General features: G+C 41.7%; 27 protein-coding genes and 1 tRNA gene. 11 read left to right on the top strand and 17 right to left on the bottom strand.

Translation table 11 applies throughout. The features are described from left to right. Complete coding sequence (locus tag INP83_RS21130) at positions 1 to 207, top strand: nuclear transport factor 2 family protein (RefSeq protein WP_255563236.1); 207 nt, start codon at positions 1 to 3, stop codon at positions 205 to 207. 8 nt (positions 208 to 215) lie between these two features. After that, positions 216 to 377, top strand: a complete 162-nt coding sequence (locus tag INP83_RS21125) for a hypothetical protein (protein WP_255563235.1) — start codon at positions 216 to 218, stop codon at positions 375 to 377. A gap of 1 nt (position 378) precedes the next feature. On the opposite strand, the gene hisS is transcribed toward INP83_RS21125, so the two are convergent. The 8 genes from hisS to prfA form a co-directional block, all read right to left on the bottom strand. Then, positions 379 to 1,920 (bottom strand): histidine--tRNA ligase, encoded by a 1,542-nt coding sequence (gene hisS, locus INP83_RS02610; RefSeq protein WP_219126193.1) that lies wholly within the window; start codon positions 1,918 to 1,920, stop codon positions 379 to 381. A 154-nt stretch (positions 1,921 to 2,074) separates the two neighbouring features. Next, complete coding sequence (locus tag INP83_RS02605; protein ID WP_219126192.1) at positions 2,075 to 2,758, bottom strand: OmpA family protein; 684 nt, start codon at positions 2,756 to 2,758, stop codon at positions 2,075 to 2,077. A gap of 211 nt (positions 2,759 to 2,969) precedes the next feature. After that, positions 2,970 to 4,307: a cell wall metabolism sensor histidine kinase WalK gene (locus INP83_RS02600; protein WP_219126191.1), complete on the bottom strand. Its 1,338-nt coding sequence runs from the start codon at positions 4,305 to 4,307 to the stop codon at positions 2,970 to 2,972. A 3-nt stretch (positions 4,308 to 4,310) separates the two neighbouring features. After that, complete coding sequence (locus INP83_RS02595) at positions 4,311 to 4,994, bottom strand: response regulator transcription factor (protein WP_146273093.1); 684 nt, start codon at positions 4,992 to 4,994, stop codon at positions 4,311 to 4,313. Continuing rightward, entirely contained in the window at positions 4,995 to 5,792 is a 798-nt protein-coding gene (locus INP83_RS02590; protein WP_219126190.1) for a hypothetical protein, read from the bottom strand. An 86-nt stretch (positions 5,793 to 5,878) separates the two neighbouring features. Then, entirely contained in the window at positions 5,879 to 6,220 is a 342-nt protein-coding gene (locus INP83_RS02585; protein ID WP_219126189.1) for a hypothetical protein, read from the bottom strand. A 162-nt stretch (positions 6,221 to 6,382) separates the two neighbouring features. After that, complete coding sequence (locus INP83_RS02580; protein ID WP_219126188.1) at positions 6,383 to 7,303, bottom strand: FAD:protein FMN transferase; 921 nt, start codon at positions 7,301 to 7,303, stop codon at positions 6,383 to 6,385. Positions 7,304 to 7,479: 176 nt separating this feature from the next. Next, on the bottom strand, positions 7,480 to 8,553 hold the full coding sequence (prfA, locus tag INP83_RS02575; protein WP_219126187.1) for a peptide chain release factor 1: 1,074 nt from the start codon (positions 8,551 to 8,553) through the stop codon (positions 7,480 to 7,482). Between the two features lie 221 nt (positions 8,554 to 8,774). Here prfA and INP83_RS02570 point away from each other — a divergent pair, with 221 nt between their 5' ends. After that, positions 8,775 to 9,113, top strand: coding sequence for an SHOCT domain-containing protein (locus INP83_RS02570; protein ID WP_219126186.1), 339 nt, complete (start codon positions 8,775 to 8,777; stop codon positions 9,111 to 9,113). Between the two features lie 17 nt (positions 9,114 to 9,130). Here the strand turns inward: INP83_RS02570 and INP83_RS02565 are convergent, their stop codons facing one another. From INP83_RS02565 to INP83_RS02525, 9 genes are all read right to left on the bottom strand, one after another. Then, positions 9,131 to 9,880 (bottom strand): UDP-2,3-diacylglucosamine diphosphatase, encoded by a 750-nt coding sequence (locus tag INP83_RS02565; RefSeq protein ID WP_219126185.1) that lies wholly within the window; start codon positions 9,878 to 9,880, stop codon positions 9,131 to 9,133. Positions 9,881 to 9,922: 42 nt separating this feature from the next. Further along, positions 9,923 to 10,447, bottom strand: coding sequence for a hypothetical protein (locus INP83_RS02560; protein ID WP_219126184.1), 525 nt, complete (start codon positions 10,445 to 10,447; stop codon positions 9,923 to 9,925). 60 nt (positions 10,448 to 10,507) lie between these two features. Continuing rightward, positions 10,508 to 11,449: an SPFH domain-containing protein gene (locus INP83_RS02555; protein ID WP_219126183.1), complete on the bottom strand. Its 942-nt coding sequence runs from the start codon at positions 11,447 to 11,449 to the stop codon at positions 10,508 to 10,510. Between the two features lie 338 nt (positions 11,450 to 11,787). Next, a complete protein-coding gene (egtD, locus tag INP83_RS02550; RefSeq protein WP_219126182.1) occupies positions 11,788 to 12,777 on the bottom strand; it encodes an L-histidine N(alpha)-methyltransferase in 990 nt (329 codons plus the stop codon). 23 nt (positions 12,778 to 12,800) lie between these two features. Next, the gene (gene egtB / locus INP83_RS02545; RefSeq protein WP_219126181.1) at positions 12,801 to 13,952 is read right to left on the bottom strand and encodes an ergothioneine biosynthesis protein EgtB; all 1,152 of its coding nucleotides are present in this window, start codon (positions 13,950 to 13,952) and stop codon (positions 12,801 to 12,803) included. A gap of 5 nt (positions 13,953 to 13,957) precedes the next feature. Further along, positions 13,958 to 15,529 carry an ABC transporter permease/substrate-binding protein gene (locus INP83_RS02540; RefSeq protein WP_219126180.1) on the bottom strand — a complete coding sequence of 524 codons (1,572 nt, stop codon included), beginning with the start codon at positions 15,527 to 15,529 and terminating at the stop codon, positions 13,958 to 13,960. After that, positions 15,522 to 16,487 carry an ABC transporter ATP-binding protein gene (locus tag INP83_RS02535; protein WP_219126179.1) on the bottom strand — a complete coding sequence of 322 codons (966 nt, stop codon included), beginning with the start codon at positions 16,485 to 16,487 and terminating at the stop codon, positions 15,522 to 15,524. The genes INP83_RS02540 and INP83_RS02535 overlap by 8 nt, the downstream gene beginning before the upstream one ends. Positions 16,488 to 16,496: 9 nt before the next feature. Next, positions 16,497 to 17,885, bottom strand: a complete 1,389-nt coding sequence (gene lpdA, locus INP83_RS02530; protein WP_219126178.1) for a dihydrolipoyl dehydrogenase — start codon at positions 17,883 to 17,885, stop codon at positions 16,497 to 16,499. A 1-nt stretch (position 17,886) separates the two neighbouring features. Further along, positions 17,887 to 18,168 (bottom strand): DUF427 domain-containing protein, encoded by a 282-nt coding sequence (locus INP83_RS02525; protein WP_219126177.1) that lies wholly within the window; start codon positions 18,166 to 18,168, stop codon positions 17,887 to 17,889. Positions 18,169 to 18,378: 210 nt separating this feature from the next. On the opposite strand from INP83_RS02525, the gene INP83_RS02520 reads away from it, so the two are divergent. From INP83_RS02520 to INP83_RS02490, 8 genes are all read left to right on the top strand, one after another. After that, a tRNA-Glu gene (locus INP83_RS02520) sits at positions 18,379 to 18,450 on the top strand. A 249-nt stretch (positions 18,451 to 18,699) separates the two neighbouring features. Then, positions 18,700 to 19,944, top strand: coding sequence for a site-specific integrase (locus tag INP83_RS02515; protein ID WP_219126176.1), 1,245 nt, complete (start codon positions 18,700 to 18,702; stop codon positions 19,942 to 19,944). 27 nt (positions 19,945 to 19,971) lie between these two features. Then, positions 19,972 to 20,517 carry an ORF6N domain-containing protein gene (locus INP83_RS02510; RefSeq protein WP_219126175.1) on the top strand — a complete coding sequence of 182 codons (546 nt, stop codon included), beginning with the start codon at positions 19,972 to 19,974 and terminating at the stop codon, positions 20,515 to 20,517. Positions 20,518 to 20,544: 27 nt separating this feature from the next. Then, the gene (locus INP83_RS21315) at positions 20,545 to 20,766 is read left to right on the top strand and encodes an ORF6N domain-containing protein (RefSeq protein WP_370630581.1); all 222 of its coding nucleotides are present in this window, start codon (positions 20,545 to 20,547) and stop codon (positions 20,764 to 20,766) included. 968 nt (positions 20,767 to 21,734) lie between these two features. Next, a complete protein-coding gene (locus tag INP83_RS02505) occupies positions 21,735 to 21,974 on the top strand; it encodes a hypothetical protein (protein ID WP_146273077.1) in 240 nt (79 codons plus the stop codon). 99 nt (positions 21,975 to 22,073) lie between these two features. Beyond that, positions 22,074 to 22,313, top strand: coding sequence for a hypothetical protein (locus INP83_RS02500; protein WP_146273076.1), 240 nt, complete (start codon positions 22,074 to 22,076; stop codon positions 22,311 to 22,313). Between the two features lie 88 nt (positions 22,314 to 22,401). Then, on the top strand, positions 22,402 to 22,623 hold the full coding sequence (locus INP83_RS02495) for a hypothetical protein (RefSeq protein WP_219126174.1): 222 nt from the start codon (positions 22,402 to 22,404) through the stop codon (positions 22,621 to 22,623). A 131-nt stretch (positions 22,624 to 22,754) separates the two neighbouring features. Next, a complete protein-coding gene (locus INP83_RS02490; protein WP_219126173.1) occupies positions 22,755 to 23,951 on the top strand; it encodes an HlyD family secretion protein in 1,197 nt (398 codons plus the stop codon). The last annotated feature ends 2 nt before the right edge of the window (positions 23,952 to 23,953 follow it).

The raw sequence follows: 23,953 nt of genomic DNA, 5'->3' as shown, positions 1-23,953 counted from the left end.
ATGAATAATAGAGAAGCGATCATCAATAACTACATTGACGCTTATAATAGCTTTGATATTGATGGCATGATGAAAGACATGGCCGATGACGTAGTTTTTGAAAACATCAGCGGCGGACAAGTAAACATGACGTTAAATGGACTACAAGCGTTTCGCCAACAGGCAGAGCAAGCAAAAGCTATTTCAGCAGCCGTAGACAATCAATAACTGATGTAATGCATAGGGGCAATGAAACTGAAATAGCTATCGACTATGAGGCTACTTTAGCTATCGATCTCCCAAACGGTATGAAGGTTGGTGATGAATTAAAACTTACGGGACAATCTGTTTTTACTTTTGAGGGCGATAAGATCATCGCCCTTAAGGATATCAGCTGATTTAGAATTTCGCCATGATCTGCTCTGCAGTAAGTTTTTCCTGCTCGCCGCTTTGCATATTTTTAAAGCTTAGCTGTCCGCTTTGCATTTCCTCAGTACCTATCAGAACTACAAAAGGAATCTGCTTGTTGTTGGCGTAATCCATTTGCTTTTTGATCTTGGTACCTGCCGGGTAAAGCTCGGCGTTAACGTTATTAGCGCGTAGTTGCTGCAGTAATGGCAAGGCATAAGCCTCTGCTTCTGCATCAAAACAGCAAATAAGCACCTGCGTACTTTGGTCTGTTGATGCAGGGAATAGGTTTAATTCCTCCAGCACATCGTAAATACGATCTGCACCAAAAGAGATACCCGCACCAGTAAGCCCTTTAAGGCCGAACATGCCGGTAAGATCGTCGTAACGGCCACCACCACCTATGCTGCCTATGGCTACACCGTTTGCCTTAACTTCGAAAATGGCACCGGTATAGTAGTTCAATCCGCGGGCAAGGGTGATATCCAGCTCCAGTTTAGCAGTAAGCGGTTTGCAGGCAGCTATGTATGCAAATACTTTTTCAATCTCGGCGCAGCCTAAGAGGCCTATTTCAGAGTTTGCCAAAGCCTGGCGCAGACTAACTAATTTTTCCTCATTGGTGCCTTGCAACAAAATAATAGGTTTTATCTTCTCTATATCTGCTTCAGTGAAGCCGCGTTCCAATAATTCCTTGATTACACCATCTAAACCGATCTTATCAAGCTTGTCAATGGCTACTGTCATATCAACAATGCTATCGTGCTTGTTAACTACTTGAGCAATACCCGATAGTATCTTGCGGTTGTTGATCTTGATGGTAAAATCAGATAGGCCTAACTTGCTCAGGGCTTCATCATAGATCAAAACAAACTCGGCCTCGTTGAGTAATGATGGCGAACCAACCACATCGGCATCGCACTGGTAAAACTCGCGGTAACGGCCTTTCTGTGGCCTATCAGCACGCCATACCGGCTGCACCTGGAAGCGCTTGAAAGGAAAGGTAATTTCGTTCTGGTGCTGCACCACATAACGCGCAAAAGGTACGGTTAGGTCGTAGCGAAGAGCTTTTTCGGAAACTTGCTTAATTAGAGATTGATTTGACTTTTTATAAAGACTGCTGGTCTTATCAAATTCTTCTGTAAACATTTTTCGAAAAAGTTGATCTTCATTTTGAGATGTTGTGTCATGGTAGATGACCTTTCCTTCCGTATTAAAGATGTCGTCGTCATCGCGTGTAACACCTGCCTGCCACCCACCATTTTTTAGGGTTTCAAATAACTCTTTAAACTGTGTCAAAAGTTGTTGATCAATTAAATCACCACTATTGAGTATCTTAAATATCAACTTATCGCCCTCTTCACCGTATTTCCCGGTTAGGGTGCTTAGGTTTTCCATCGATGGCGTTTCTATCTGCTGGTAGCCGTATTTCCTGAAAACGCTTTTTATGGTATCGAAAATAAAGTTACGTTTTGCCATTTCGGCCGGAGAGAAATCGCGTGTGCCCTTTGGTACAGATGGTTTGATGGATGCCATGCGGCAAATCTACAAAATTTTACTCACCCCGACATCTCAGCCATACGGCGGATCGTCGGCTGCTTCTTCGTTGCGCGTAAAGAGGGTAGGGTAACAAAAAACCCTGCAACGTAGTCGCAGGGTTTCTAAAAAACTTATTAAATCAAATAATATGTTATTGACCGGTTTGTTGTTTAGCCTGATCTTTCATGGCCTGGTTAGCAACAATTACAATCTCTACACGGCGGTTTTGCGCGCGGCCTTCTGCAGTGCTGTTGTCAGCAATTGGCTCACTCTCACCTTTGCCCGATACGCTTAAACGTGATGATGATACGCTGTTAGCGGTCAGGAATGATTTTACAGATTCGGCACGGCGAACAGATAAGCCCTGGTTGTATGAATCGCTACCAGTGTTATCGGTATGGCCAACTATCAATATGTTGGTTTGCGGGTTGTTTTGTAATGAAGTTGCCAGGTTGGCTAAGTTTGTACGCGCAGCTGATTTAAGATCAGATTTATCAGTATCAAACAAAATACCCGAGTCAAATTTCACCAAAATACCTTCGCCCTCGCGGGTAACAGTAGCACCCGGTACGGTTTGCTTAATTTCCGCAGCCTGGCGGTCCATGTTACGGCCAATAAAGGCACCTGCAGTACCACCTACGGCACCACCAATAATAGCGCCTAATGCAGTGTTACCTGCAGCCTTACCAATAACGGCACCAATGGTACCACCTGCACCTGCACCAATTGCAGCACCTTTTTGTGTTTTAGTTAACGAGTCGCAACCTGTTGCCAATACGCCTACAGAAGCTAATGCAATACTATAAGTAGCAATTTTTATCTTTAATGTTTTCATCTTAAATAATTGTGTGTGTTTTTTGGGCATAATTGCAAAGGGAATGCCAAAGCATTTAATTAGCGTAATTGTAAAACAGTAAATTATTTTGATAGCAAAACTATATCTCAACAAAATATTTTTAATACGAAGGAAAATATATTGTTGATGTAAATAATAAAGGTGTTTGTTAGAACGAAATGCTGCATTAAATTTAGTACAAGGGCTGCTTTTATAACGAAGCATTTATGCTGCCGGCGGGTAAGCTGATAGTGAAGTTGCTGCCTTTGCCCTGTTCTGAAACAATGCTGATATCGATGTTGTGAAAATCTGCTATTGATTTAACAATAGGGAGGCCCAAACCAAAGCTATCTTCTGACAAAGCCTTTTTCATTTTTTTGAAACGGTTAAAGATATGGGGCAGGTCTTCCTCTGCTATGCCGATACCTGTATCCTCAACGCTGATCTGGTAACGGCCGCTACTCCAGCTTGCAGTTACGGTTATTAAACCATCGATCCTATTGTATTTAATAGCGTTATTAACCAGGTTAAAAAGCAGGTTAAAAAGCAGGAATTTATTGATATTGATAAGCTCAACGTTATCGATCACCTGCATGTTCAGCGTAATGTTCTTATCCTGCAGGCGTATGGATATTTCATCATAAAGTTCCTGCAGCAATTCGGCAGTAGTGGTTTTGTCTTCCTTTAAAAACTGCTCGTTCTCTATTTGTGATATTAGTAACAGGGTTTTGGTTATACTTTTAAGGCGGTATAAAATCTTTTGCATTTCCAGCAAACGCAGCTTGGTTTCGTCGGCAACATCATCCTGTTCAAACATGTTCTCTATTTTTGATTGCAGGATAGATATCGGCGTCATTAACTCATGCGAAGCATTGGAGATGAATTCACGTTCTTTTTGAAATGCCTGTTCAATAGCCTGCACCATGCGGTGGATGCTGATATCCAGGTACTGAAAGTCTGAAGTAGTGGTGCGTACCCTGTTGTAAGACGTGAAACTTGGGAACTTTTGCCGAACCAGTTTTGTACGGATAATTGTATTTAAGGGGCGCAGGATGTAGCTCGAAAAAGCCTGATCGGCCAGTATGGTCAATAAAACCATGCCTATCAATATCTGGAAAGCAATGTTTTGCAGCGGTTTAGTGGTTTCACTGATACTATCTGTGCTTTTGCCTATTTCAAGCAGGTAGTTTTTTTTACCCACATAGAAAGTGTGGCTAAGGATGCGGTAATCTATCGTGTCGCGCTCAACCATCCGCTTTTCATCCTCAATAGTGTCAAGATGAAAGCCGGGGTCAGCTACGGCTAAACTTATATATTCTTCTTTTAGCGGCAGGTAACTGCCATAACTTTCGTCATCGTTACTAATGTAGCCCTTTATTCCGTCACGGTGAACGATCTCTAAAAGCTTATCCTTTTGTTTAACCAAACGGTCATCAGCATAGTTCTTGTTGATATTTTCGATTACGCCGGGCAGCAGCAAAACAAACAGGGTTACAATAACCAGTTTTGATATGGCATTGAAAAACGTAAGTTTTAACTGAAGCTTCAAATCTTAAACGCTTGTTTTGATACGGTAACCTAACCCGCGCACAGTTTCGAGCCAATCGGCCGGTGCAAATGCACTCAGCTTTTTGCGGATATTTTTGATGTGTGCATCTATAAAGTTAGAGTCGTAATCGTCATTGATAACGCTGCCCCAGATGTGTTCGCCTAATTGGGCACGGGTAAGCGTGCGGTTCTTATGCAGCAGCAGGTAAGCCAGCAGGTCAAACTCCTTTTTAGTGATGGCATTTACCGGGTTAACATGGTACATGATGGTACGATCAGTAAGGTTTATCAAAAAACCATCAAGATCAACCACATTCTGTGGAACACCAAATTTACGGCGGATGATGGCCTGCATACGGCTTTGCAACTCTAATAGGGAGAACGGCTTGGCCAGGTAATCATCGGCGCCCAGGTCTAAACCCTTAACGCGGTCGTTCACCTCGGCACGCGCGGTGAGAATTATACAAGCAGCTTCCGGGTTGGTGCGGCGTGCTTCGATCAATAGGTCTAAGCCCTCATAGTCAGGCAAGCCAAGATCAAGCAATATAAAATCGTACAGGTTTACCGCAATTTTTTCTGATGCCGAGATGCCGTTATAACATACCTCGCAGATGTAATTGTTCTTGGTTAAAAACAACTCCATTTCCTGGGCAAGCGCCTTTTCATCTTCAACGATAAGTATGTTCATCTAATAAAAAACGTAATAAAACGTGAGATTAAAAAACGATTCTTTCCGGTTCTGCAAAATACCCTCTACGTTTACAGGTATTGAATACCTGTAAGATGCTTCGAGTGTATAATGAGGGGTGTTATAGGCAAGCGGAAATTTAAGGCTGTAGTTAAGTGCATTAAACCTGGAGTTGCGTGCCCTGATGTTCTTATCGGTAATGTTATCAAATTCGAGCTTACGGTTATGATCATCGGTATACCGTTGCACAAAATTTTGGGTGCCCAATATCATGCTTACAGCAGGAGTGATGGATAAATAATCCTGATCGGTAAAAATGCTGAATTTGCTTTCGTAATACTTAGAAGCGGTTAGTGTGGTAAATATATCATCAGATTTACCAAAAAGGTAATCTGCTGTGATGCTGGTTCTCAAAAATTTCCAGTCGAAAGTGTTTTTCCAGTTAATATCATTAGAAGAGGCCGACTTGATAATATTGGCTTCTTTATTGAAAATGAAACGGGTATAACTGATAGTGCCCGTATATTTTTTAGACAAACGGTAATAATAGCCGCCACCCACATCTATCTCATCAACCAGCGGTTTGTAGCCTAAAACTTTTAAACCAGAACCATATACAAAAAAACCGGGTTTGGTATTTACGATAATATCTGTTGATACAAAAGGATACCTGATAGGGCCGGTGCGGCCGAAGAACAAAGCATCAGTACCATAACTTACACCAATTGAGGCTGAACTTTTACGTACGGGCTTAACGGTATCCGTATCGGCTACGGCATGGTATGCCTTATACGTCATCAGCAGGGGCTTGGCCGATGCCGATAATGTTATGCACAATGTTATTAATATGAGGGATCCAATATGTTTCATTAGCATAAATTGGGTTACTCGTTTCTTCTTGGAATTTCCGGTGGCCGCTCAAGTCCTTCAGGCCTGCGCTGCCGCTGCCGTTTTGGCTTATCGGTTTTAACTTCGTCTATTTTCTCGGGCTTGGGCATTTTTTTTGCCTTCGCAATCTCCTTAATTTTTTTCTTTTCTTCTTCTGATGGCTTTTGCCTGCCTTTTGTTACAGTGGTATCACGTTGTTGAAACGTAAAATTTTGGTCAATTGATACAGGCGATGTTGTGATAACTGTAGATGGGGGATGTGCTCTGCTCACCTCCGGGTAGGACGAAAGCGGTGCAAATAGCATCAGCAGAACAATATACAAAAACCACTTCGTCATTTATAGGTGAATAGCAGAAAGCAAAAATTACGTAAATATAAAGGTGTGCTCCCTTATTAAGCTAAATGTATTTATGTAAAAAAAGCGCCAAGCATTAGGCTATCTGTCCTACCGCTTAGCGCAAAATTAAATTAGGGTTATAGTATCGGCAACGCCGGCAAGTTATAACTTTATATGCTTTGAGGTATAAACACGCTCATGATCGTCAACCGCTATACAAGCTATCTGGTTAAGTTTATTTACCAAATACAGGCCTGTGTTAATACCCATACCAAACATAGGCCCTGTCATGGCACCTGATAGTTCTGCTGTAGGGCTTATGATAGAAATGCTTTTGATGGCACTCACCGGGAAGCCGCTTTCAGCATTTATAACCGCACGGTTAGCAACAAGATCGGGATTAACAGAAGTTACTACAGCCATGTTGCTTATTTCCACATGGCTATAAATCTCATTTGCTTTAGTGCTATTGGCAGCAGCGATGGTCCATGCTGAGCCATCTGGCTGTAAACCCCAGGTTAGCAAATCTCCACTTATATTAATAACGCCGCTGCTAACATCTTCCATTTGCAAGGTTACTTTAGCCTTATCAGCCGCGTAACCACGTGCCAGAGCACTTAGGCTGATGCGCATATTCGTATTTTTTAAAAATACGGTTTGCTTAGCCTGGTCAAGCTCGATATTGGTGTAATTGGTAAGGCTTATTTTCTTTTTAAGCGTGCGGGTTTTTGTAACAACAGTGCCTTCGTGCTCTTTACTCGCCGGTATGCCGTATGCAATATCAAATGAGCCATAAGTTAGGGCAGAGATCTGTATTGCGCGGTCAATTAATTTAAAAGTTTCAGCATCAACCTTTACCGGTGCAATTCCTGCATTGCGGTTAATAAGGTTAATGGAACTTTCCTCATTAAAGGTGCTTAGAAGCTTCTCTATGCGGTTTATCTCATTAACAGCACTTTCAATGCGCTGCAAAGCCCACACCGCATTGTCTGTTACCAGATCAAAATTAAAATCAGTACCCATTAACCTTACCGAACGGCTGAAAATGGTTGTGTTCTCTGCTAAATTTTTTAATGCCAGCATAGATGATAGCGTTTTTATTAAACTTTAACTGTTATAAAGCCCATACGTAAAGCCGCAACAAAACGCGACTTAACAAACGCTAAATTATATTGGCATCATGAAATTGACATGAAATGAGCAGTTAATAAACAAAAAAAGCACCCATAGGGCGCTTTAATTTTTATAATGGCAATAGCTTATGCTACAGTGCCTTCTTTTAATTTCTCAGCATTTTCTGCAAACTGCAAAGCTTCCATTATTTCCTGCAGGTCGCCGTTCATAACGCCGGAGAGGTTATATATGGTTAAACCTATGCGGTGTTCAGTTAAACGCCCTTGTGGGTAATTGTAAGTACGCACTTTGGCACTTCTATCACCGGTAGCTACCATGGTCTTGCGTTTTTTAGACGTTTCTTCCAAGTGCTTTTGCAACTCCATTTCATAAACGCGTGAACGTAATACCTGCAATGCTTTATCGTAATTCTTTAATTGCGATTTCTGATCCTGGCATTGTGCAACAATACCTGTTGGGATGTGCGTTAAACGTACCGCGGAGTAGGTGGTGTTAACCGACTGACCACCAGGGCCCGATGCACAGAAAAGGTCTTTACGGATATCTGCAGCATGAAGTTCGATGTCAAATTCATCAACTTCAGGCAATACCACTACCGACGCTGCAGACGTGTGCACACGGCCCTGTGTTTCTGTATCCGGCACTCGCTGTACGCGGTGCACGCCTGACTCATACTTGAAGTTACCGTAAGCATCTTCTGCATTCACATTAAAAACAATCTCTTTGTAACCGCCTGCAGTACCTTCGGTATAATCTACCAACTCTGTACGCCAGCCGCGTTTTTCGCAGTAACGCATGTACATACGGTAAAGGTCGCCTGCAAAAAGGGCAGCTTCATCACCACCAGTGCCGCCACGTATCTCCACAATGGCATTTTTAGAGTCCTCCGGATCTTTAGGTATTAGCATCAGGCGGATAGCCTCTTCCAGCTCATCTTGCTTTTGCAAAAGTTCATCCAGCTCGCCCTTGGCCATTTCACGAAATTCTTCGTCTTTTTCTGTCGCCAATATCTCTTTGTTTGCATCAATATTGCTGATAACATTTTTGTAAATGTGGTATTGATCAACAACCTTGGCAAGATCTTTATATTCTTTATTCAGCTGGGCAAAACGCTTCATATCAGCCATTGCTTCCGGGCTGCTTAACTCGCCTTCAACAGTTTTCCAGCGTTGGTATATTAACTCTAATTTATCTAACATTTTATGTAAAAGATTTTGCGGTAGGTAAGAAAAACCGCGCAAAAAACATGCAAAAATACGCAATTTCTGTCACATAATTTAGCGAGGAGCCTGTAGTTAATCTATAGTTACAGCTTATTACACTACTTTAACAAACAATCACGGTTGTAAAATTTATTTTCATTTTAAACATATTGACAACAATATCCTATATTAGGATAAATATCATCAACCTGAATATCATGTTTAACCTGGGCGTACCTGAGATAATCTTAATAATTGTTGCTTTTGGAATATTAGGAGGATGTATCATATTTCCTATATGGGGATATAAAGCAGGTGCAGAAAGAACAATTGGTGCAATTCCCGGGTTATTATTAGGTTTCTTCCTGAATATTATTGGAATCGCAATTATCTATTGCACACCTAAGATTGGATATAAAGACCCTTATGCTTTTCCCGCTCGGTCATCTGCCGATGAGCTTGAAAAATTTAAGCAGTTATTGGATAGCGGCGCAATATCAGAAGCTGAATTTAATAATCAGAAGGCGCGAATCTTAAACTCTTACAGACAGTATTAATATTAATCGCTTGATAGCTATTGAGTGAAATATCTTAATGATAACTCAGTTCCATCGAAAACCGCGTAGCTGTTGTAATTTACCCATTCGCCGAGGTTAATGTACCGCGCATTATCTGGCAGTGCAATGTCAAGAGGCAAATGGCGGTGCCCGAAAACAAAATAATCGAAGTGTTTCGTTTTGAGCATTTCTCGCGAATAGGTTTCCAGCCATTCCTGCTGGTACTGCATCTTGTGCTCATCTTTAGCGCCGGCAATACGGCTCTGTCTCGACCATGCGTTTGCAATACCAACACCCAAATTAGGGTGCAGCCTAGCAAATAACCATTGGCAAACACCGCTCCTGAAAAACTTTTTCAAGAATTTATAGAACTTATCTCCGGGCCCGAGACCGTCGCCGTGGTGCAGGTAAAACTTTTTGCCGCTCCGCTCAATCTCCAGTTCGTTGGTGATAATGGTGGCATTAAACTCCGTCACAAAATAATCGAACATCCACATGTCGTGGTTGCCTTTAAAAAGATAAAGCTTAACGCCGCTATCGGTAAGTTGGGCCAGTTTTCCTAAAAAACGAATGTAACCTTTGGGAACAACGGTTTTATATTCAAACCAGAAATCAAATACATCGCCCATTAAAAATAGTTCGGCAACGTCATCTTTGATCATATCCAGCCAGCGGATAATACGGTCTTCCCGTTCGCGCGATGAACTATAACTTACAGCACCCAAATGGAAATCAGAAGCGAAATATAAATTTTTACCTACGGGCATAGGCTTCAAAAGTACAGGAATATTGCCATATGGCAAACATGATTACAAGCTTGCGTTTTCTCTTGAAATATATTGCAGGCGCTTAGCAAAATAAACGTCCCAGCTGTGTTGCTGCTGGCGGTTAACCATGTTTTGGGTATCTTCTTCGTAATCCTGGTTGAGTTGCTTGTACCTGGCATCTATACGGTCAAAAATATCCATAGCTTCCTGTCGGTAATTTGCTGTGAAGCGTGTGCGGCTTAAGGTGCGCAGAACTTCCTGCTGCTCCAGGTAAGCAATATTATAGTGCCCCTGTTCGTGTTTCAATATTTCTGAAAGTTGCTCGCTATTAATAATACGGGAACGGTCCAACCATGACTTGTAGTTATTCATGGTGAGGCGGACGCTGGCGTGTAAAAGGTACTCACCGTTAACGTGGTTAGAATGGTAGCTAAAGTTGAGCGTGCAGTTGGTGTAAGCTACAACGCCTCTGCCGTCAGGTCTCGGTGTACCTAAAAAATCAGCCTGCGTTAAAATGCGGTAAGGCTGTGCTGTAGCCGCCTTTGTTTTAAGGCATAAAACTGCCACGGCGCAAATAGCGCAAAGTTTAATCAATCTCATCTAAGCCGTCGGGGGTGTAAAGTAAATTTACTTTTTGACGGTGTCTGTATGCAAATGGTTTAAAGCCATCATTTCTTTCATGGTGCGCTGCATTGCGTCGCTTGATCCATCAAGGAAAATAACATTGCCTTTAGAGTTTTCTGAGAAGTGTTTAATGGATTCTGTCCACATAGTGAATAGGATAACCGAGGTGTCCATATTGGCCGTTTGCATTTCCTTTGCAGCAGAGGTCATACCCTTGGCTACCTCCTCGCGGAAAAGTGCTATACCTTGTCCGCGTAGTTGCGCAGCCTGGCGCTCGGCCTCTGCCGAAATTTTAATGGCATTACCATCGGCTTCGGCGGCTTTGGTTTTGGTGATCAGTAAAGCCTGGCCTTCGTTTTCGGCTGCGGCCTTTAAATTGTTTGATGCCACCACCTGGCTCATCGATTTCATGATCACGTCATCAAAGGTGATATCATTTAACTGAAGGTCCTGCAGGTGATATCCCCAGCCTTCTAATATATTGTCCAGTTGTTCTTTTACGTGCTCCACAATATCGCGACGGAGTATCAGTACCTCGCTCTGGCGTTTAGTAGCTACAAAGGCACGGATAGAACCTTCAACCGTGCGGATAAGCGCCTGCATCAGGTTGCGCTCGTCAACAAATTTGAAGGCTACGTTTTTGATGGTCTCTTCTTCCTGGTTTAAAACCGAATAAAGCAGCATAGCTTTGAAGTACACATTGGCCTGGTCAAACGTTACTGCCTGGAACTCCAGCTCTACCGAACGGTTCTGGATAGATATTTTTGAATAGATATTCTCGATCAGCGGGATCTTGAAATTTAAGCCCGGCGTTAATATGCGGCGGTATTTCCCAAATACTGTGATCACCACAATTGTACCCTGTTTAACGGTAACAAATGATGAGAAAACAACAATCACGATAAAAAATAGAAAGATGTAAAATAACACTGATGAGGCTTCCATTTAGGTTGTATTTTTTATAAAGATAGCCTTATTTAATCATCTCATCAATACAAATTGCGTAGATAGGTTGCGTACCTACGGCACGCAATGTTTTGTTTGGATTGCCCTACAAAGCTGTTGTGCCTACGCCACATAATATGCAAATGCTATTTAAATGCAAAGTACCTGCCCCATCGGGGCTACCGCTCTGTAGGGCTACAAAGTGGGTTGCACCTACGGCACATAATATGCAGGTGCTATTTAAAAGCAAAGTACTTGCCCCATCGGGGCTACCGCTTTGTAGAAAGTAATTAAGAAATTTTTGCTCCGTCAGGAGCTACCCTGATGTAGCTAAACGCTTACACTGCCTGCCATATGGCATCTAAAAACCAACCTTTGCTATCGCTGAAATGCGCTAATGGTTTAAAACCCGATTTGCAAGCCATTTCATCAGTTTGCTCTATTGTGTATTTTTGTGATATCTCCATATAAATATATTCATCCTTGGCAAAAGAGATCAATTCACTACCTATCATCACACGCTGCTCTGCCTGACTTACCAGATAACTTTTGCATGCACCTGTTTCAGGATCATACATGGCGTAATGATCAAATTGGTTTACATCAAAATTTGCACCCAACTCGCGGTTCATGCGCTCCAGCAGATTGATATTGAAACGTTTGGTGATGCCTTCTTTATCGTTATAAGCTGCCAGCACGGTTGCAGGGTTTTTTTTCAGATCGACACCGATCAACACCATATCACCCGGCGATAAATGTTTACGCAGTTCGTTGCAAAACTGCTCAGCATCCGCCACCGGCATGTTACCAATATTTGAGCCTAAAAACATCACTACTTTGCGTTTGTCAGATATGTCTGCAGCTTTTTTCAGCATATCAAAATAGTCGCCATTAAGGCCGGTAATATCTATGCCCGGTAATATAACAGGCAAGGTCATATTGAGGTATGAGATCACATTTTCTGATATATCAATAGGCAGATAGCTGAAATCTGCTTTGTTATCCATCAGGTATTTTAACAGTTTGGTTGATTTGGTAGCGTCGCCTGCACCCAACTCAATCAAATCAAAAGCGTCGCCGTTACCTATCAGCGCCTCGCAGATATCTGCTGTCTGGTTGGTAAAGATCTCCATTTCGCAATTGGTTGGATAATACTCTTCGCAGTTCATCAGATCCTGGAAAAGCTTATCACCATGCGCATCATAGAAATATTTGGAATTGAGATACTTTGGCGAGGCGGTTAAGCCGGCAATGGTATCTTTATAAAATTGAAGATCAGTGATAGATGTAGTTTCGCCGGTGGCTTTTGTTAAAACTTGAGGTGCCATAGGTAGTTGTAGATGATGTATTGTTATTTAGCCAAACGTATGCCAGTAAATTGCCAGCGCAGTTCAGGTTGAAAAAAATTGCGATAAGTGAGACGGCTGTGATCTGGTGAGGTAACTTCTGATGCCCCACGCAATACCTTTTGCCCTACCATAAATTTACCGTTGTATTCGCCAATGGCACCGGGTGCTTTGGCAAAGCCGGGGTAGGGTAGGTATGAACTTTCTGTCCATTCCCAGCGCAAACCCCATTTGAATTTAGTTGCTGCTATTTCCCATTCAAATTCCGTAGGCAGGCGCATGCCTTTCCATGATGCATAAGCATAAGCCTCGTAATAGCTGATGTGGTTTAACGGCTCGTGCCAAGTTACCGGCTGCAAGCCATGAAAAGTATAATTATGCCATTTGCCATCTATCTGGTGCCAGTACATCGGCGCTTCAATCTGATTACTATTTACCCAATCCCAGCCGGCAGCATGCCAATGGCGGAAATCATGATAGCCTCCGGCCTTTATAAACTCCAGATACTCGGCATTGGTAACCAGGTTAGGGCTTATCTGGTATGCATTTAAATATACCTTGTGGCGGTTAAGCTCATTATCGAAGCAAAACCCCTCGCCATTAAAACCAACTTCATAGACGCCTTCTTCTACCTTAATAAATTCATTTTTCTCCTGATGCACCTTCGGTACATGCCAATCATGAGAATAAGCCGGGAACAGTGGGTTATGCCCAAGGATGTATTTGATATCCGTTAGTAGAAGCTCCTGGTGCTGCTCCTCGTGGTTAAAGCCTAATATAAGCAGTTCTTTAATATCCTCACTTACATCGCCGCAGGCTAAAAAGTTATACATGGCATCATCCACATACTTACGGTAGCGTTTGATATCAATAACTGTTGGGCGACTTAAATTACCTCTATCTGTACGTATGACGCGGGTGCCCACGCTCTCGTAATAGCTATTAAAAACAAAATTATAGTTGGGGTCAAATTCCTGGTATTCGGCAAAATAGGGCTTAAGGATAAAAGTTTCGAAAAACCATGTGGTGTGCCCTATGTGCCACTTGGGCGGACTCACATCTACAACTGGTTGTACAACGTAATCTTCGGTTTGCAGCGGTTCGCAAATTGCATCAGTGCGCTGGCGTACTTTTTTGTAACAGTCCGCTAAGTCCATAGGTATTATTTAGTATTCAAATAGCGTTTAAGATCAGAAATTGTTTTGATGTGCAACTCATTTGCCTGTTGCCTGCGCATCATTAAAGCATACGCATTATTAAAGCCAATTGGTTTTAACCATTTTATTTTATAACGCTTCTCAAACTCTGTTTTAACATAGTTGTAAGTGCTGTCCTTACTTGTTTGCAGCTGCCCAATAACTTTTGATGGTGCCTGTAATATGGCCAGCAAACCTGTGCCGGTGTATTCCGGGTATACATCTATCTGGTTATTGATCATGGCATCAAACACTATTTTGGTGCCGCCAAGGCCTGTTTTAGTTTCAACACCGTAATTGGTATAACCTTTAATGAGCATGCTGTAGATATTAGTGAGGATGTACTGCTCGCCAAATATTTTTGATCCTAATCGCACCACCTCGCCATTGCTTTGCTGCGGGGCTTTATATAAATCGTTAGCTTGTAAAAAATCTTTAGCCACACGCTCCGGCGTTTGGTGAAGATAATCAGTACGGTAGTTTAATTCAGTCATTACGGAATCATTTATCAGCCCTGAAAGTTTATTAAGAGTTGCCTCTAACTCAGGAAACTTCTTTAGGGCGTCTTCACGCACCAACGGTGCGGCATAATAGGGAGGGAATATTTTCTTATCGTCATCTAAAACTATTAGGTCATAAGCTTTGAGCCTGCCATCGGTAGAGTAACCGCTGATAACGTCCAGTTCTTTTTCCTGCGCCGCCTTATACATTACCGCGTCGCTGATCACGATGGTGTGAATCTTTAAACCATATTTGCTTACGAGCCCAAGGTTGCCATCCTGCCGGCCCATAAACTCGGGCGTAAAACCGGCTGTTAACTTGCTGCCATACGCTGATGGTATAAAGTAAAAACATGAGAGTATGATCAGCAAAACTGGCGCTATCTTCACTGCGCCTTTCACTTTTTTGAAGTTTAATTTTTGCAAGAGCGACAGCAGGAAATCAAATAATATAGCCAGCATAGCTGCCGGGATAGCCCCTGCTAATATCATATTGGTATTGTTGAGTGAGATGCCGCCAAAAATAAATTCGCCCAAGCCGCCGGCGGCAATGTAAGATGCCAGCGTTGCCACACCAACATTGATAACCGTAGCTGTGCGGATACCAGCCAGTATCACCGGCATTGCCAGAGGTAGTTCTACCTTAAAAAGCACTTGCCATTTGTTCATTCCCATTGCCACGGCAGCTTCTTTAACGTTGCTGTCGACGCCTGTTATGCCCGTGTATGTATTCCTTACGATCGGCAGTAGTGCGTAAAGCAGCAAAGCCACAATAGCCGGTTTGGCACCAATACCTAACAGCGGTATCATAAAGCCTAATAATGCGATGCTTGGAATGGTTTGTAAGATACCCGCTATGCCTAATACCGGGCCGGAGAGTTTGCGAACGCGGGAGATGTAGATACCCAACGGCAACCCGATAACAACTGCGATGAACAGCGAAATAAAGGTAAGCCCGATATGTTGCATGGTTTGCACCAGTAGTTTATCGCTTTGCTGCTGCATAAACTCTAACAGGGTTTGCTGATGCTCATTCATGCGGAACCTGATTTTTAAAGCGTGAATAAGCAGACATCAACTGATCAAATGTTACGGAGCGCACTTCTTTGGTTTGCTGGTTAATGATATTTATGTTTTCTCGGGGATAAAACTTAAAAGTGTCTAAAGCTTCCCATACACCTGCATTTGCTGCTAATTGAGAGGTATTGATCCGTCGACCATCTGCAGGTAAGTATTGCCATATATCGCTTAACTTAATGGTTTTTAATTCCAGTTGCAAATGTTGTTCTTTCAGAAAATCCTTTACAAAATCATTAGCCGGGTTAAAGAGTAGTTCCTTAGCAGCGCCTATCTGCACAATTTGCCCTTTATCCATCATTGCCACACGGTCTGCCAGTAGGAATGCCTCCTGCACATCGTGAGTTACCATGATAATGGTTTTGCGCTTAAGTTCATCAAGTACATTAAACTCAGCGTGGATCTTTGAACGTGTAACATTATCCAGCGCCCCAAAAGGTTCATCCATCAATAATACCGGTGCATCGGCAGCCAAAGCCCTTGCCAAACCAACGCGCTGCTGTTGACCGCCGCTTAATTCAGCGGGATAAGCTTTTAAATACTCTTTAGGAAGATGAAGTTTTTCTAACAACTCATTAGTGCGCTTTTCAATTTTCTGTTTATCCCATTTTAAAAGATTAGGTATAATAGCAATATTTTCGGCGACGGTGTAATGCGGAAACAAACCGTTGTTTTGCAACACGTAACCAATGGAGCGTCGTAGCAATTCGGGAGATTGGCTTAAAATATTTTGTCCGTCAATTTCTATTGTGCCGCTATCAGGTTCAATGAGCCTATTGAGCATTTTAAGCGTGGTGGTTTTCCCGCATCCGCTTGTGCCCAATAGTGCCAGGGTCTCGCCTTTGGCTACCTCAAAGGAAATATCGTTTACCGCCTTTGTTGCTCTGAATGTTTTAACCAGATTGCTAACTTTTATCATGCGGCCCGCCTAATCTTCTAAGGTCATGAACAGGTTGTTGAGCGATTCTGAATAGGTGGGGTGTGCAAATACACAATAGCGGATCCTGTCGTAAGTAATGCCGCCTTCCATTGCCATTTGTAAAACACTCATGATCTCGCCCCCTTCGGTGCCAACAATAGCTACGCCTAATATCTTTTTTGTTTTGGCATCTACAATAGCTTTCATCATCCCGCGGGTATCGCCGGTCTCTATCGCCCTGGCCACGTGCGACATTTGCAACGTTGCCAGCTTGTAGTTCAACCCCTTTTCTTTTGCTTCGGTTTCCGTTATGCCAACACGGCCTAATTCCGGGTCGGTAAACATACAGTAGGGCAAAGGCCTGTTTCGAATGCTGAGGTTTTGTTTTTCTATCAGGTTACGATATACGATTGTATAATCGTTGTAAGAAATATGGGTAAAGGCCGGCCCCCCTTTTACGTCGCCCAAAGCATAAATGCCTTTAACATTGGTCTCCAGTTTGGTGTTAACAGTGATGTAACCTTTTTCATCAGTTTTAACGCCGGTTTTATCTAAGCCTAAAGTATCTGTCTGTGGCGCTCTACCAATAGCAACCAGAACATGGCTGCACTTTATTTTTTCCTCGGCATCTCCTGTCTTGATGGTAACTGTGATCTTGCCTTTGTCTTTTTGTTTAAAACGGGCGACTTTGGCGTTAGTGCGAATAGTAATGTCTTCCTCTTCAAGTATGCGGGTCAACTCCAAAGAAATGTCCTCATCTTCTCGGGAGAGTATCCGCCCGGACTTTTCTATAATGGTAACCCTGCTGCCGAAACGGGCAAACATCTGCCCAAATTCCAACCCAATGTAATTGCCGCCCAAAATTACCAGGTGCTCCGGAACCTTTTCCAGATCGAGTATGGTAGTTGAAGTAAGGAAATCTATCTCGTTTATTCCCTCAATATCGTGCGGGATAATCGGTTTGCCACCGGTATTGATGAAGATCTTATCAGCCTTGAACTCTTTTAATCCATCTTTTTTTGTGCGAACGGTAATGGTTTTCTCCCCGGTGAAGCTTGCTTCGCCAAATAAAACATCTAAATTCTTAGTGCTTTCAGCAGCGTTTAAACTGCCATTGCGCGACTTAAGGAGTATCTCGTCCTTATGTTTTTTTATTTGTCGCATATCAACCTTGTAGCCTTTGATGGTAACGCCCATATCGTTGCACTTGCCGGCCAGATAAGCAACGCGAGCGCTGGCCACCATAGTTTTTGTAGGCGTACAACCATCATTTATACAGGTGCCGCCGTAAAAGCGTTTTTCAACTATCAGGGTTTTCATGCCCGCCAAAGCAAGTTTCTTTGCCAATGGTGCACCCGCCTGGCCCGAACCGATAACTATAGCATCGTATTGTTTCATATTAGTCGGTTATTTTCACCCCTTTCCAGAAAGCAACATAGCCTGCAATTTTTGATGCCGCAGCCTTTGGTTCAGGATAGTACCAGGCCGCATCTTTATTTTGTTGCCCGTTAACTTCAAGGTTGTAGTATGATGCTAAACCTTTCCAAGGGCATGTGGTATGCGTATTGCTTTCGCGCAGGTACTCGGGATTTACACTCTCTTTAGGGAAGTAATGATTATTCTCGATAACGACGGTATCGTTGCTTTCGGCAATAACCTGATTGTTCCAGATAGCTTTCATTTGGGTAGATGTTTTATGATAAATATAGCTTATCAATTAGCCATAATAAATAGGCACAACCGTGTTTTGTTTGAGCAGATAAAAATTTAGCATTGAAAATCAACAGATTAAATTTTTTATAAAAAAATATTTTAATTTTAATCGTAATCGTTTATCTTTGCAGTCCCAAAATAAGGGTAACGAAATCAAACGCGTTAGCTTTAACAGGACGGCCCGTTCGTCTAGGGGTTAGGACAGGAGATTTTCATTCTTCAAACAGGGGTTCGATTCCCCTACGGGCTACTGAAATTAATATCAAAACACACTAAAAGGCTGCAAATCAAACATTTGCAGCCTTTTTTGTTTTCGTCAAAATGCCATTTTATTCAATAAAACTCACCAAAAAAGAGAGTGAGTTGGAGAGTGAATTATAAATAGGTAAAGACTCACCGAAATTATGTTAACTAATTGAATGTCAGCTAATTCAATTATTAAACATCTTGTTGCCCCACGATCGCAAGCTTACATTTGTTAACCCTTAAAAGCTTGTTTATGTACAACAAATTCTCATTGCTTTTTTATTTAAAGAAGTCAAAAACATGGACCAAGGGTCCTATTCCCATCTATCTCCGTGTCACTGTAAGTGGCAGAAGATCAGAGATTTCAGTCGGTAGAGAGTGCGAAATTTCAAGGTGGAATTCCAAAGCCGGACGATGTATCGGAAATAAGGAAGAATCAAAGATGCTCAACGCGTTCCTGGATACTTTACAGACTAAAATGCGGCATGCTCACCAGATATTACTGGAGAGTGGCCAGGTGATCAATGCTGAAAATCTCAAAAATCAATTCACCGGTAATGTTGATAAAAGCAGATTTCTGATGGAGATTTTTAAAGAACATAACAAACGGATGCAAAATTTGATCGGTAACGGATTCGAGGCGAACACGCTTAAAGGTTATAATACATCGGTCAAACATCTTTCAGGATTTTTGAAGGCCAACTTTGGAAAAACAGATATTGAGATCAAAGCCCTCAATCATGCGTTCATTGTGGACTTCGAGTATTATCTTAAGTCTTCATGCAAATGCAGCGGCGTATCTGCCGCAAAGTATATCAAGCATCTGAAGAAGATCGTCAACCACTGCATTGCAAATAACTGGATCAGCACCAACCCTTTCATAAATTTCAAGTCTACAGCGAAAGCAAAGGAAAGAACCTTTCTTACCCAGGAGGAACTCGACAGGATTTTGGTTAAGGACTTTGAAATTGAACGCCTTGATCAGGTCAGGGATATCTTTGTTTTCTGTTGTTATACAGGGCTTTCTTATGCCGATGTTCAGAAATTGAAGAGAAGTGAGATTGGGCGCGGAATAGATGGAGAGCAATGGATATTTACTACAAGGCAGAAAACGGAGACAAGTTCACGAATTCCCCTACTGCCCGAAGCATTGAAAGTCTTATCAAGGTATAAAGATCATCCACAGTGCGAACATAAAGACATTGTGCTGCCGGTGTTAAGTAATCAGAAAATGAATGCCTATTTAAAGGAGATCGCTGACCTTTGTTATGTTCGTAAACATTTGACCTTCCACCTGGCCCGACATACTTTCGCTACTACGGTCACGCTATCCAACGGCGTTCCTATTGAAACTGTGAGCAAAATGCTCGGACACACTGTTTTAAACACAACTCAGCATTATGCCAAAATTCTTGATGTGAAAGTGAGTCAGGATATGCGCTCTCTTAGGAAAAAGCTTAAGCTTTCTAAAGTCAGGTTACAAAAGCAATCGATTTAATTATTAAAGCTGTTACAACGAACAAAAATGGATAACAAGAAAAACGAACCAATGCTGATCGATGATTTGATTATTAGTAAAATCTATTTGATCAGGGGATTGAAAGTGATGTTGGATGGTGATCTGGCGGAGTTGTATGGTACAGAAACTAAAAAATTAAAACAGCAGGTGAAACGGAATCTCAATAGATTTCCAAGTCATTATATGTTTAAACTAACACAAGAGGAATATGATTCTTTAAGGTCACAAAATGTGACCTTAAAGAGAGGCGAGCATTCAAAGTATCTACCTTATGTGTTTACTGAACATGGGGTGCTAATGTTATCTAATGTCCTGAAAAGCGCTATTGCTATTGATGTGAGTATTAGAATTATTGATGTGTTTGTAAAGCTGCGCGAAACCTTAGCTGATCAAAGCGAACTTTGGCTTCAAATCGAGCGAATAAAAGGAAAACTGAATAACCAAGATAAAAATATGGAAATTGTATTTAGATATTTAGATGAATTGATTGAACAAAGGGAAACCTTAAAACCACGTAAAAGAATGGGATATAAACCTGACGATGAACTCTAATTTAAGACTGCTTTTTGAAATTTTTTGATGTCACAATTTGTGACTTCAAGTTGGGGAGGCAGAAGAAAGCTTCCCAAAGTGTTTACAGAACATGGCGTGTTGATGTTGTCAAGCATTTTAAATAGTGAAAGAGCTATACAGGTCAATATTCAAATAGTTAGGATTTTCAGCCGGTTTCGGCAAATGCTCAATGATACAATGGAAATTATGTTAGACATGGAAATAATGAAGAAGAGGCTAGATAATTAGGACAAAAATATAGAGGTCGTTTTTAGATATCTGGATGAGTTAATCGAAAGGAAAAGTAGCTCACCAAGAAAAGAATTGGCTACAAGCCGGATTAACTATCTTATATCTAAGGCCAGAAATAAATAACAAAAATCGGTGGTCATAAATCTTGACCGCCGATTAACTATACAACATCTTTTGTACATAGGCAAAAGGATGTACAACATGATTGACTGCAAATTTTTTAAGGAGATTTGCTATAATAAATATGCTTACTATTACGATAGTGTCGCAATATTAATTGCCTATCTTGCGCCTTCACAACCGGTAAACCTACTGGTTGATTGTGATAAGGTTTAGGTTGAAATCCCCGGCGGCGAGCGTTCGGGGATTTCTATTTTAATCTGTCAACTTTCCTGACTTGGGTAATAATCTCGAAAAATCCTAATTTTCAGGTCACAAGCCAACACCTATGATAGTCACTATCAGAAACACGCCTCTGAAGAAAGGAAGGCTGCGCCTCACCCTCAACTATTACCCGCCGTTTACCAACCCACGTACGAATCGCAAAACTGGCTTTGAAAATCTTAAACTCTTTCTTTACGATTACTTATCAGCTCGGATTTGATATTTATTTAAGAATTACGAGTCTCAAAAGCATTATTTGTCGTTTAAAAAACACGTAATCGAAGAAATTTAGACGCTTCCCTTTATATAAACACGTATTGGTTAAGAAAAAAATAACAACCATATGGTGTAAATGCTATTACATTCTGAGCAGATTTCCCGTCTTTCTCAAAGGCGCGCGTATAAAATTAATCTCGTAAGATTTACTCTTTTAACACCTCGTTTTGCTATAAAGATATTCGCCTGAGTTGTGTTTATTTAATCAATAATTAAATCTATGGCGCGAATACTCCCGTTAATACTATCACAAGGGCACGCCGAAAACCTTTAACAGAGTAGGCAACATTTAAATATCTAGAACTATGAAAATGCAAGAAATGAACCTTGCCGAGTTACAGGAAGTAAACGGCGGATCGATCTTCGGAAACAATTCATCATCAAGCCAAGGTGGTCTTTTGGGCAGCCTGGGCATTGGTAATCTTGTTTCATTCGGTAGTGAAAGCCAGAATGGTGACCAGCACAGTGCATCGTCATTCTCGTTAGGTAATGGAATTGATACTTCATTAGGTGGTATCTTCTCTAAAGGTACCAGCAGCATATAATTGTTGCAAACCAAATGCTCACTTATTAAAGTGAGGTAAAATCAAAGGGCACGCCGAAAACCTTTTAACAGAGTAGGCAAAAATTAAAATACAAATACTATGAAAATGCAAGAAATGAACCTTGCCGAGTTACAGGAAGTAAACGGCGGATCAATTTTTGGAAACAGTAATTCTTCAGCTAACGGCGGCCTTTTAGGCTCATTAGGCATCGGCAATTTATTGTCGTATGAAAACTATGAGCAAAACGGCAACCAGCAGAGTGCCACTTCTTTCTCATTAGGAAATGGCATTACCTCAAGCCTGGGCGGCCTGTTAGGTTTAGGATCAAGCAGCTTGTAATTTTAATTTATACCGGGGCAGCGAAAGTTGCCCCGGTTATTTTACAGCATGATGATGTCATGCCTTTAAACTAACTAAATGCATAGCCATGACAGCGAAAAAAAATAGCACCCAACTGCGCGAATTAAACAGTGACGAAATTGCTACCATCAATGGCGGCGCTACAGACGGCGCGAGCATGTCTTTAAGCAGTAGCGCAGATTCTTTACTAAGTATAGAGTTTAACTGGCAACAAGGCAATAACTCACGCAGTTACAAACTTTCTGCAGGTAACAATATCGAAGCCGATCTCAATTTATTGTTCAACTGACAGACTAATTAAGGGCTTAAAAATATACATTACTAAATGGGATAGGTTAAAACTATCCCTTTTTGCTTTTAATGGCACAGGCAAACAGTTTACCTGTTTTTTGCTTTATTGATAACGAAAGCTGATAGCGAATGGATACTGACGATAAGATATTTCCGGCTGAATTTATGTCGAATACGGCTGAATTTCATTTTCAGAAGTATAATCCTAAAAGTAACATTTTATATAGAATGGTACTGGGCTTTGTACTGGTGGCTTTCGCTGCCATATTTTTTGTGAAGGTAAATATTAACGTAAAAAGCCTTGGCACTATCAAATCAACCACAGAACGTACAGATCTGAAAGCCCTTGTATCCGGCCGGATAGATTCTATGAACCTGAAAGAAAATATGTGGGTCACAAAAGGCCAGATACTGGTAAAGCTTACTGCGGCTGCCATTAATGAACAGCAGCAGTCTGCTGTCACCCAGCAAGGCGAATATACCGCACAGTTAGCCGACCTCGAAGTGCTTACCAATATGGCCCAAAAAAATAACTGGAGTAAGAAACCTCAGTTAGCCTCGTCATTATATGGGCAGCAGTTTGCTTTACTACTGCAAAAAGCCCGCGACGCTAAAGCCACACTTGAGCTGGCAAGCAAAAACAATAACCGTTACGATTATCTGTTTCGCAACAAAGCTATTTCTGCAGCAGAGTATGATGCAGTACACCTGCAGTATCAGAATGCACTCAGCGCCCTACAACTTATTTATGATGATCAGGCCAGTATATGGCAGGCCGATCTAAATAATCTAAAGAGCAAACTGCGCTCACTGGCGTCAGAAGGTAAATACATTGAGCAGGAGAAAGACCTGTATACTTTGCGCGCACCTGTAAGCGGCACTTTACAAAACTTAAAAGGGGTACAAACAGGCAGTGTAATAGCGGGCAATGAAGTGATCGCTGAAATATCACCGGATAACGGCATGATCGCCGAAGTTTACGTATTACCTAAAGACGTTGGCTTAATTAGACCCGATAATAAAGTAAATTTTCAGGTTGATGCTTTCAATTATAACCAATGGGGCCTGCTTACCGGCAAAGTAATCACTGTAAGCAATGATATATTTACCGACAGCAAACAACAACCTTATTTTAAGGTACGCTGTTTACTGGATAAAACCGAACTGAAATTAAAGAACGGTTATGCCGGTCATATCAAAAAAGGGATGACCTTGCAGGCAAACTTTTTTGTGACCCGCCGTACTCTTTTCCAGCTATTGTATGATAAAACCAGTGATTGGTTAAACCCAGGCAGGCTACCTGCTAAAGAAACCGCGCAACTATAACT

It is taken from the genome of Mucilaginibacter sp. 21P, from assembly GCF_019331605.1.
GTDB lineage: Bacteria > Bacteroidota > Bacteroidia > Sphingobacteriales > Sphingobacteriaceae > Mucilaginibacter > Mucilaginibacter achroorhodeus.
Note: the sequence above shows the minus strand (reverse complement) of the source record. Positions and strands in the feature narration are given on the sequence as shown.

Coding starts and splice junctions, on each gene's coding strand:
- lpdA (WP_219126178.1), bottom strand. CDS start 17,885: ATGAAACAATACGATGCTATAGTTATCGGTTCGGGCCAGGCGGGTGCA.
- INP83_RS02570 (WP_219126186.1), top strand. CDS start 8,775: ATGTTTAACCTGGGCGTACCTGAGATAATCTTAATAATTGTTGCTTTT.
- INP83_RS02495 (WP_219126174.1), top strand. CDS start 22,402: ATGACAGCGAAAAAAAATAGCACCCAACTGCGCGAATTAAACAGTGAC.
- INP83_RS21130 (WP_255563236.1), top strand. CDS start 1: ATGAATAATAGAGAAGCGATCATCAATAACTACATTGACGCTTATAAT.
- INP83_RS02540 (WP_219126180.1), bottom strand. CDS start 15,529: ATGAATGAGCATCAGCAAACCCTGTTAGAGTTTATGCAGCAGCAAAGC.
- INP83_RS21315 (WP_370630581.1), top strand. CDS start 20,545: ATGTCACAATTTGTGACTTCAAGTTGGGGAGGCAGAAGAAAGCTTCCC.
- INP83_RS02510 (WP_219126175.1), top strand. CDS start 19,972: ATGGATAACAAGAAAAACGAACCAATGCTGATCGATGATTTGATTATT.
- INP83_RS02565 (WP_219126185.1), bottom strand. CDS start 9,880: ATGCCCGTAGGTAAAAATTTATATTTCGCTTCTGATTTCCATTTGGGT.
- INP83_RS02605 (WP_219126192.1), bottom strand. CDS start 2,758: ATGAAAACATTAAAGATAAAAATTGCTACTTATAGTATTGCATTAGCT.
- prfA (WP_219126187.1), bottom strand. CDS start 8,553: ATGTTAGATAAATTAGAGTTAATATACCAACGCTGGAAAACTGTTGAA.
- INP83_RS02515 (WP_219126176.1), top strand. CDS start 18,700: ATGTACAACAAATTCTCATTGCTTTTTTATTTAAAGAAGTCAAAAACA.
- egtB (WP_219126181.1), bottom strand. CDS start 13,952: ATGGACTTAGCGGACTGTTACAAAAAAGTACGCCAGCGCACTGATGCA.
- INP83_RS02585 (WP_219126189.1), bottom strand. CDS start 6,220: ATGACGAAGTGGTTTTTGTATATTGTTCTGCTGATGCTATTTGCACCG.
- INP83_RS02525 (WP_219126177.1), bottom strand. CDS start 18,168: ATGAAAGCTATCTGGAACAATCAGGTTATTGCCGAAAGCAACGATACC.
- INP83_RS02505 (WP_146273077.1), top strand. CDS start 21,735: ATGAAAATGCAAGAAATGAACCTTGCCGAGTTACAGGAAGTAAACGGC.
- INP83_RS02595 (WP_146273093.1), bottom strand. CDS start 4,994: ATGAACATACTTATCGTTGAAGATGAAAAGGCGCTTGCCCAGGAAATG.
- egtD (WP_219126182.1), bottom strand. CDS start 12,777: ATGGCACCTCAAGTTTTAACAAAAGCCACCGGCGAAACTACATCTATC.
- INP83_RS02500 (WP_146273076.1), top strand. CDS start 22,074: ATGAAAATGCAAGAAATGAACCTTGCCGAGTTACAGGAAGTAAACGGC.
- hisS (WP_219126193.1), bottom strand. CDS start 1,920: ATGGCATCCATCAAACCATCTGTACCAAAGGGCACACGCGATTTCTCT.
- INP83_RS02580 (WP_219126188.1), bottom strand. CDS start 7,303: ATGCTGGCATTAAAAAATTTAGCAGAGAACACAACCATTTTCAGCCGT.
- INP83_RS02590 (WP_219126190.1), bottom strand. CDS start 5,792: ATGACGTATAAGGCATACCATGCCGTAGCCGATACGGATACCGTTAAG.
- INP83_RS02555 (WP_219126183.1), bottom strand. CDS start 11,449: ATGGAAGCCTCATCAGTGTTATTTTACATCTTTCTATTTTTTATCGTG.
- INP83_RS21125 (WP_255563235.1), top strand. CDS start 216: ATGCATAGGGGCAATGAAACTGAAATAGCTATCGACTATGAGGCTACT.
- INP83_RS02490 (WP_219126173.1), top strand. CDS start 22,755: ATGGATACTGACGATAAGATATTTCCGGCTGAATTTATGTCGAATACG.
- INP83_RS02535 (WP_219126179.1), bottom strand. CDS start 16,487: ATGATAAAAGTTAGCAATCTGGTTAAAACATTCAGAGCAACAAAGGCG.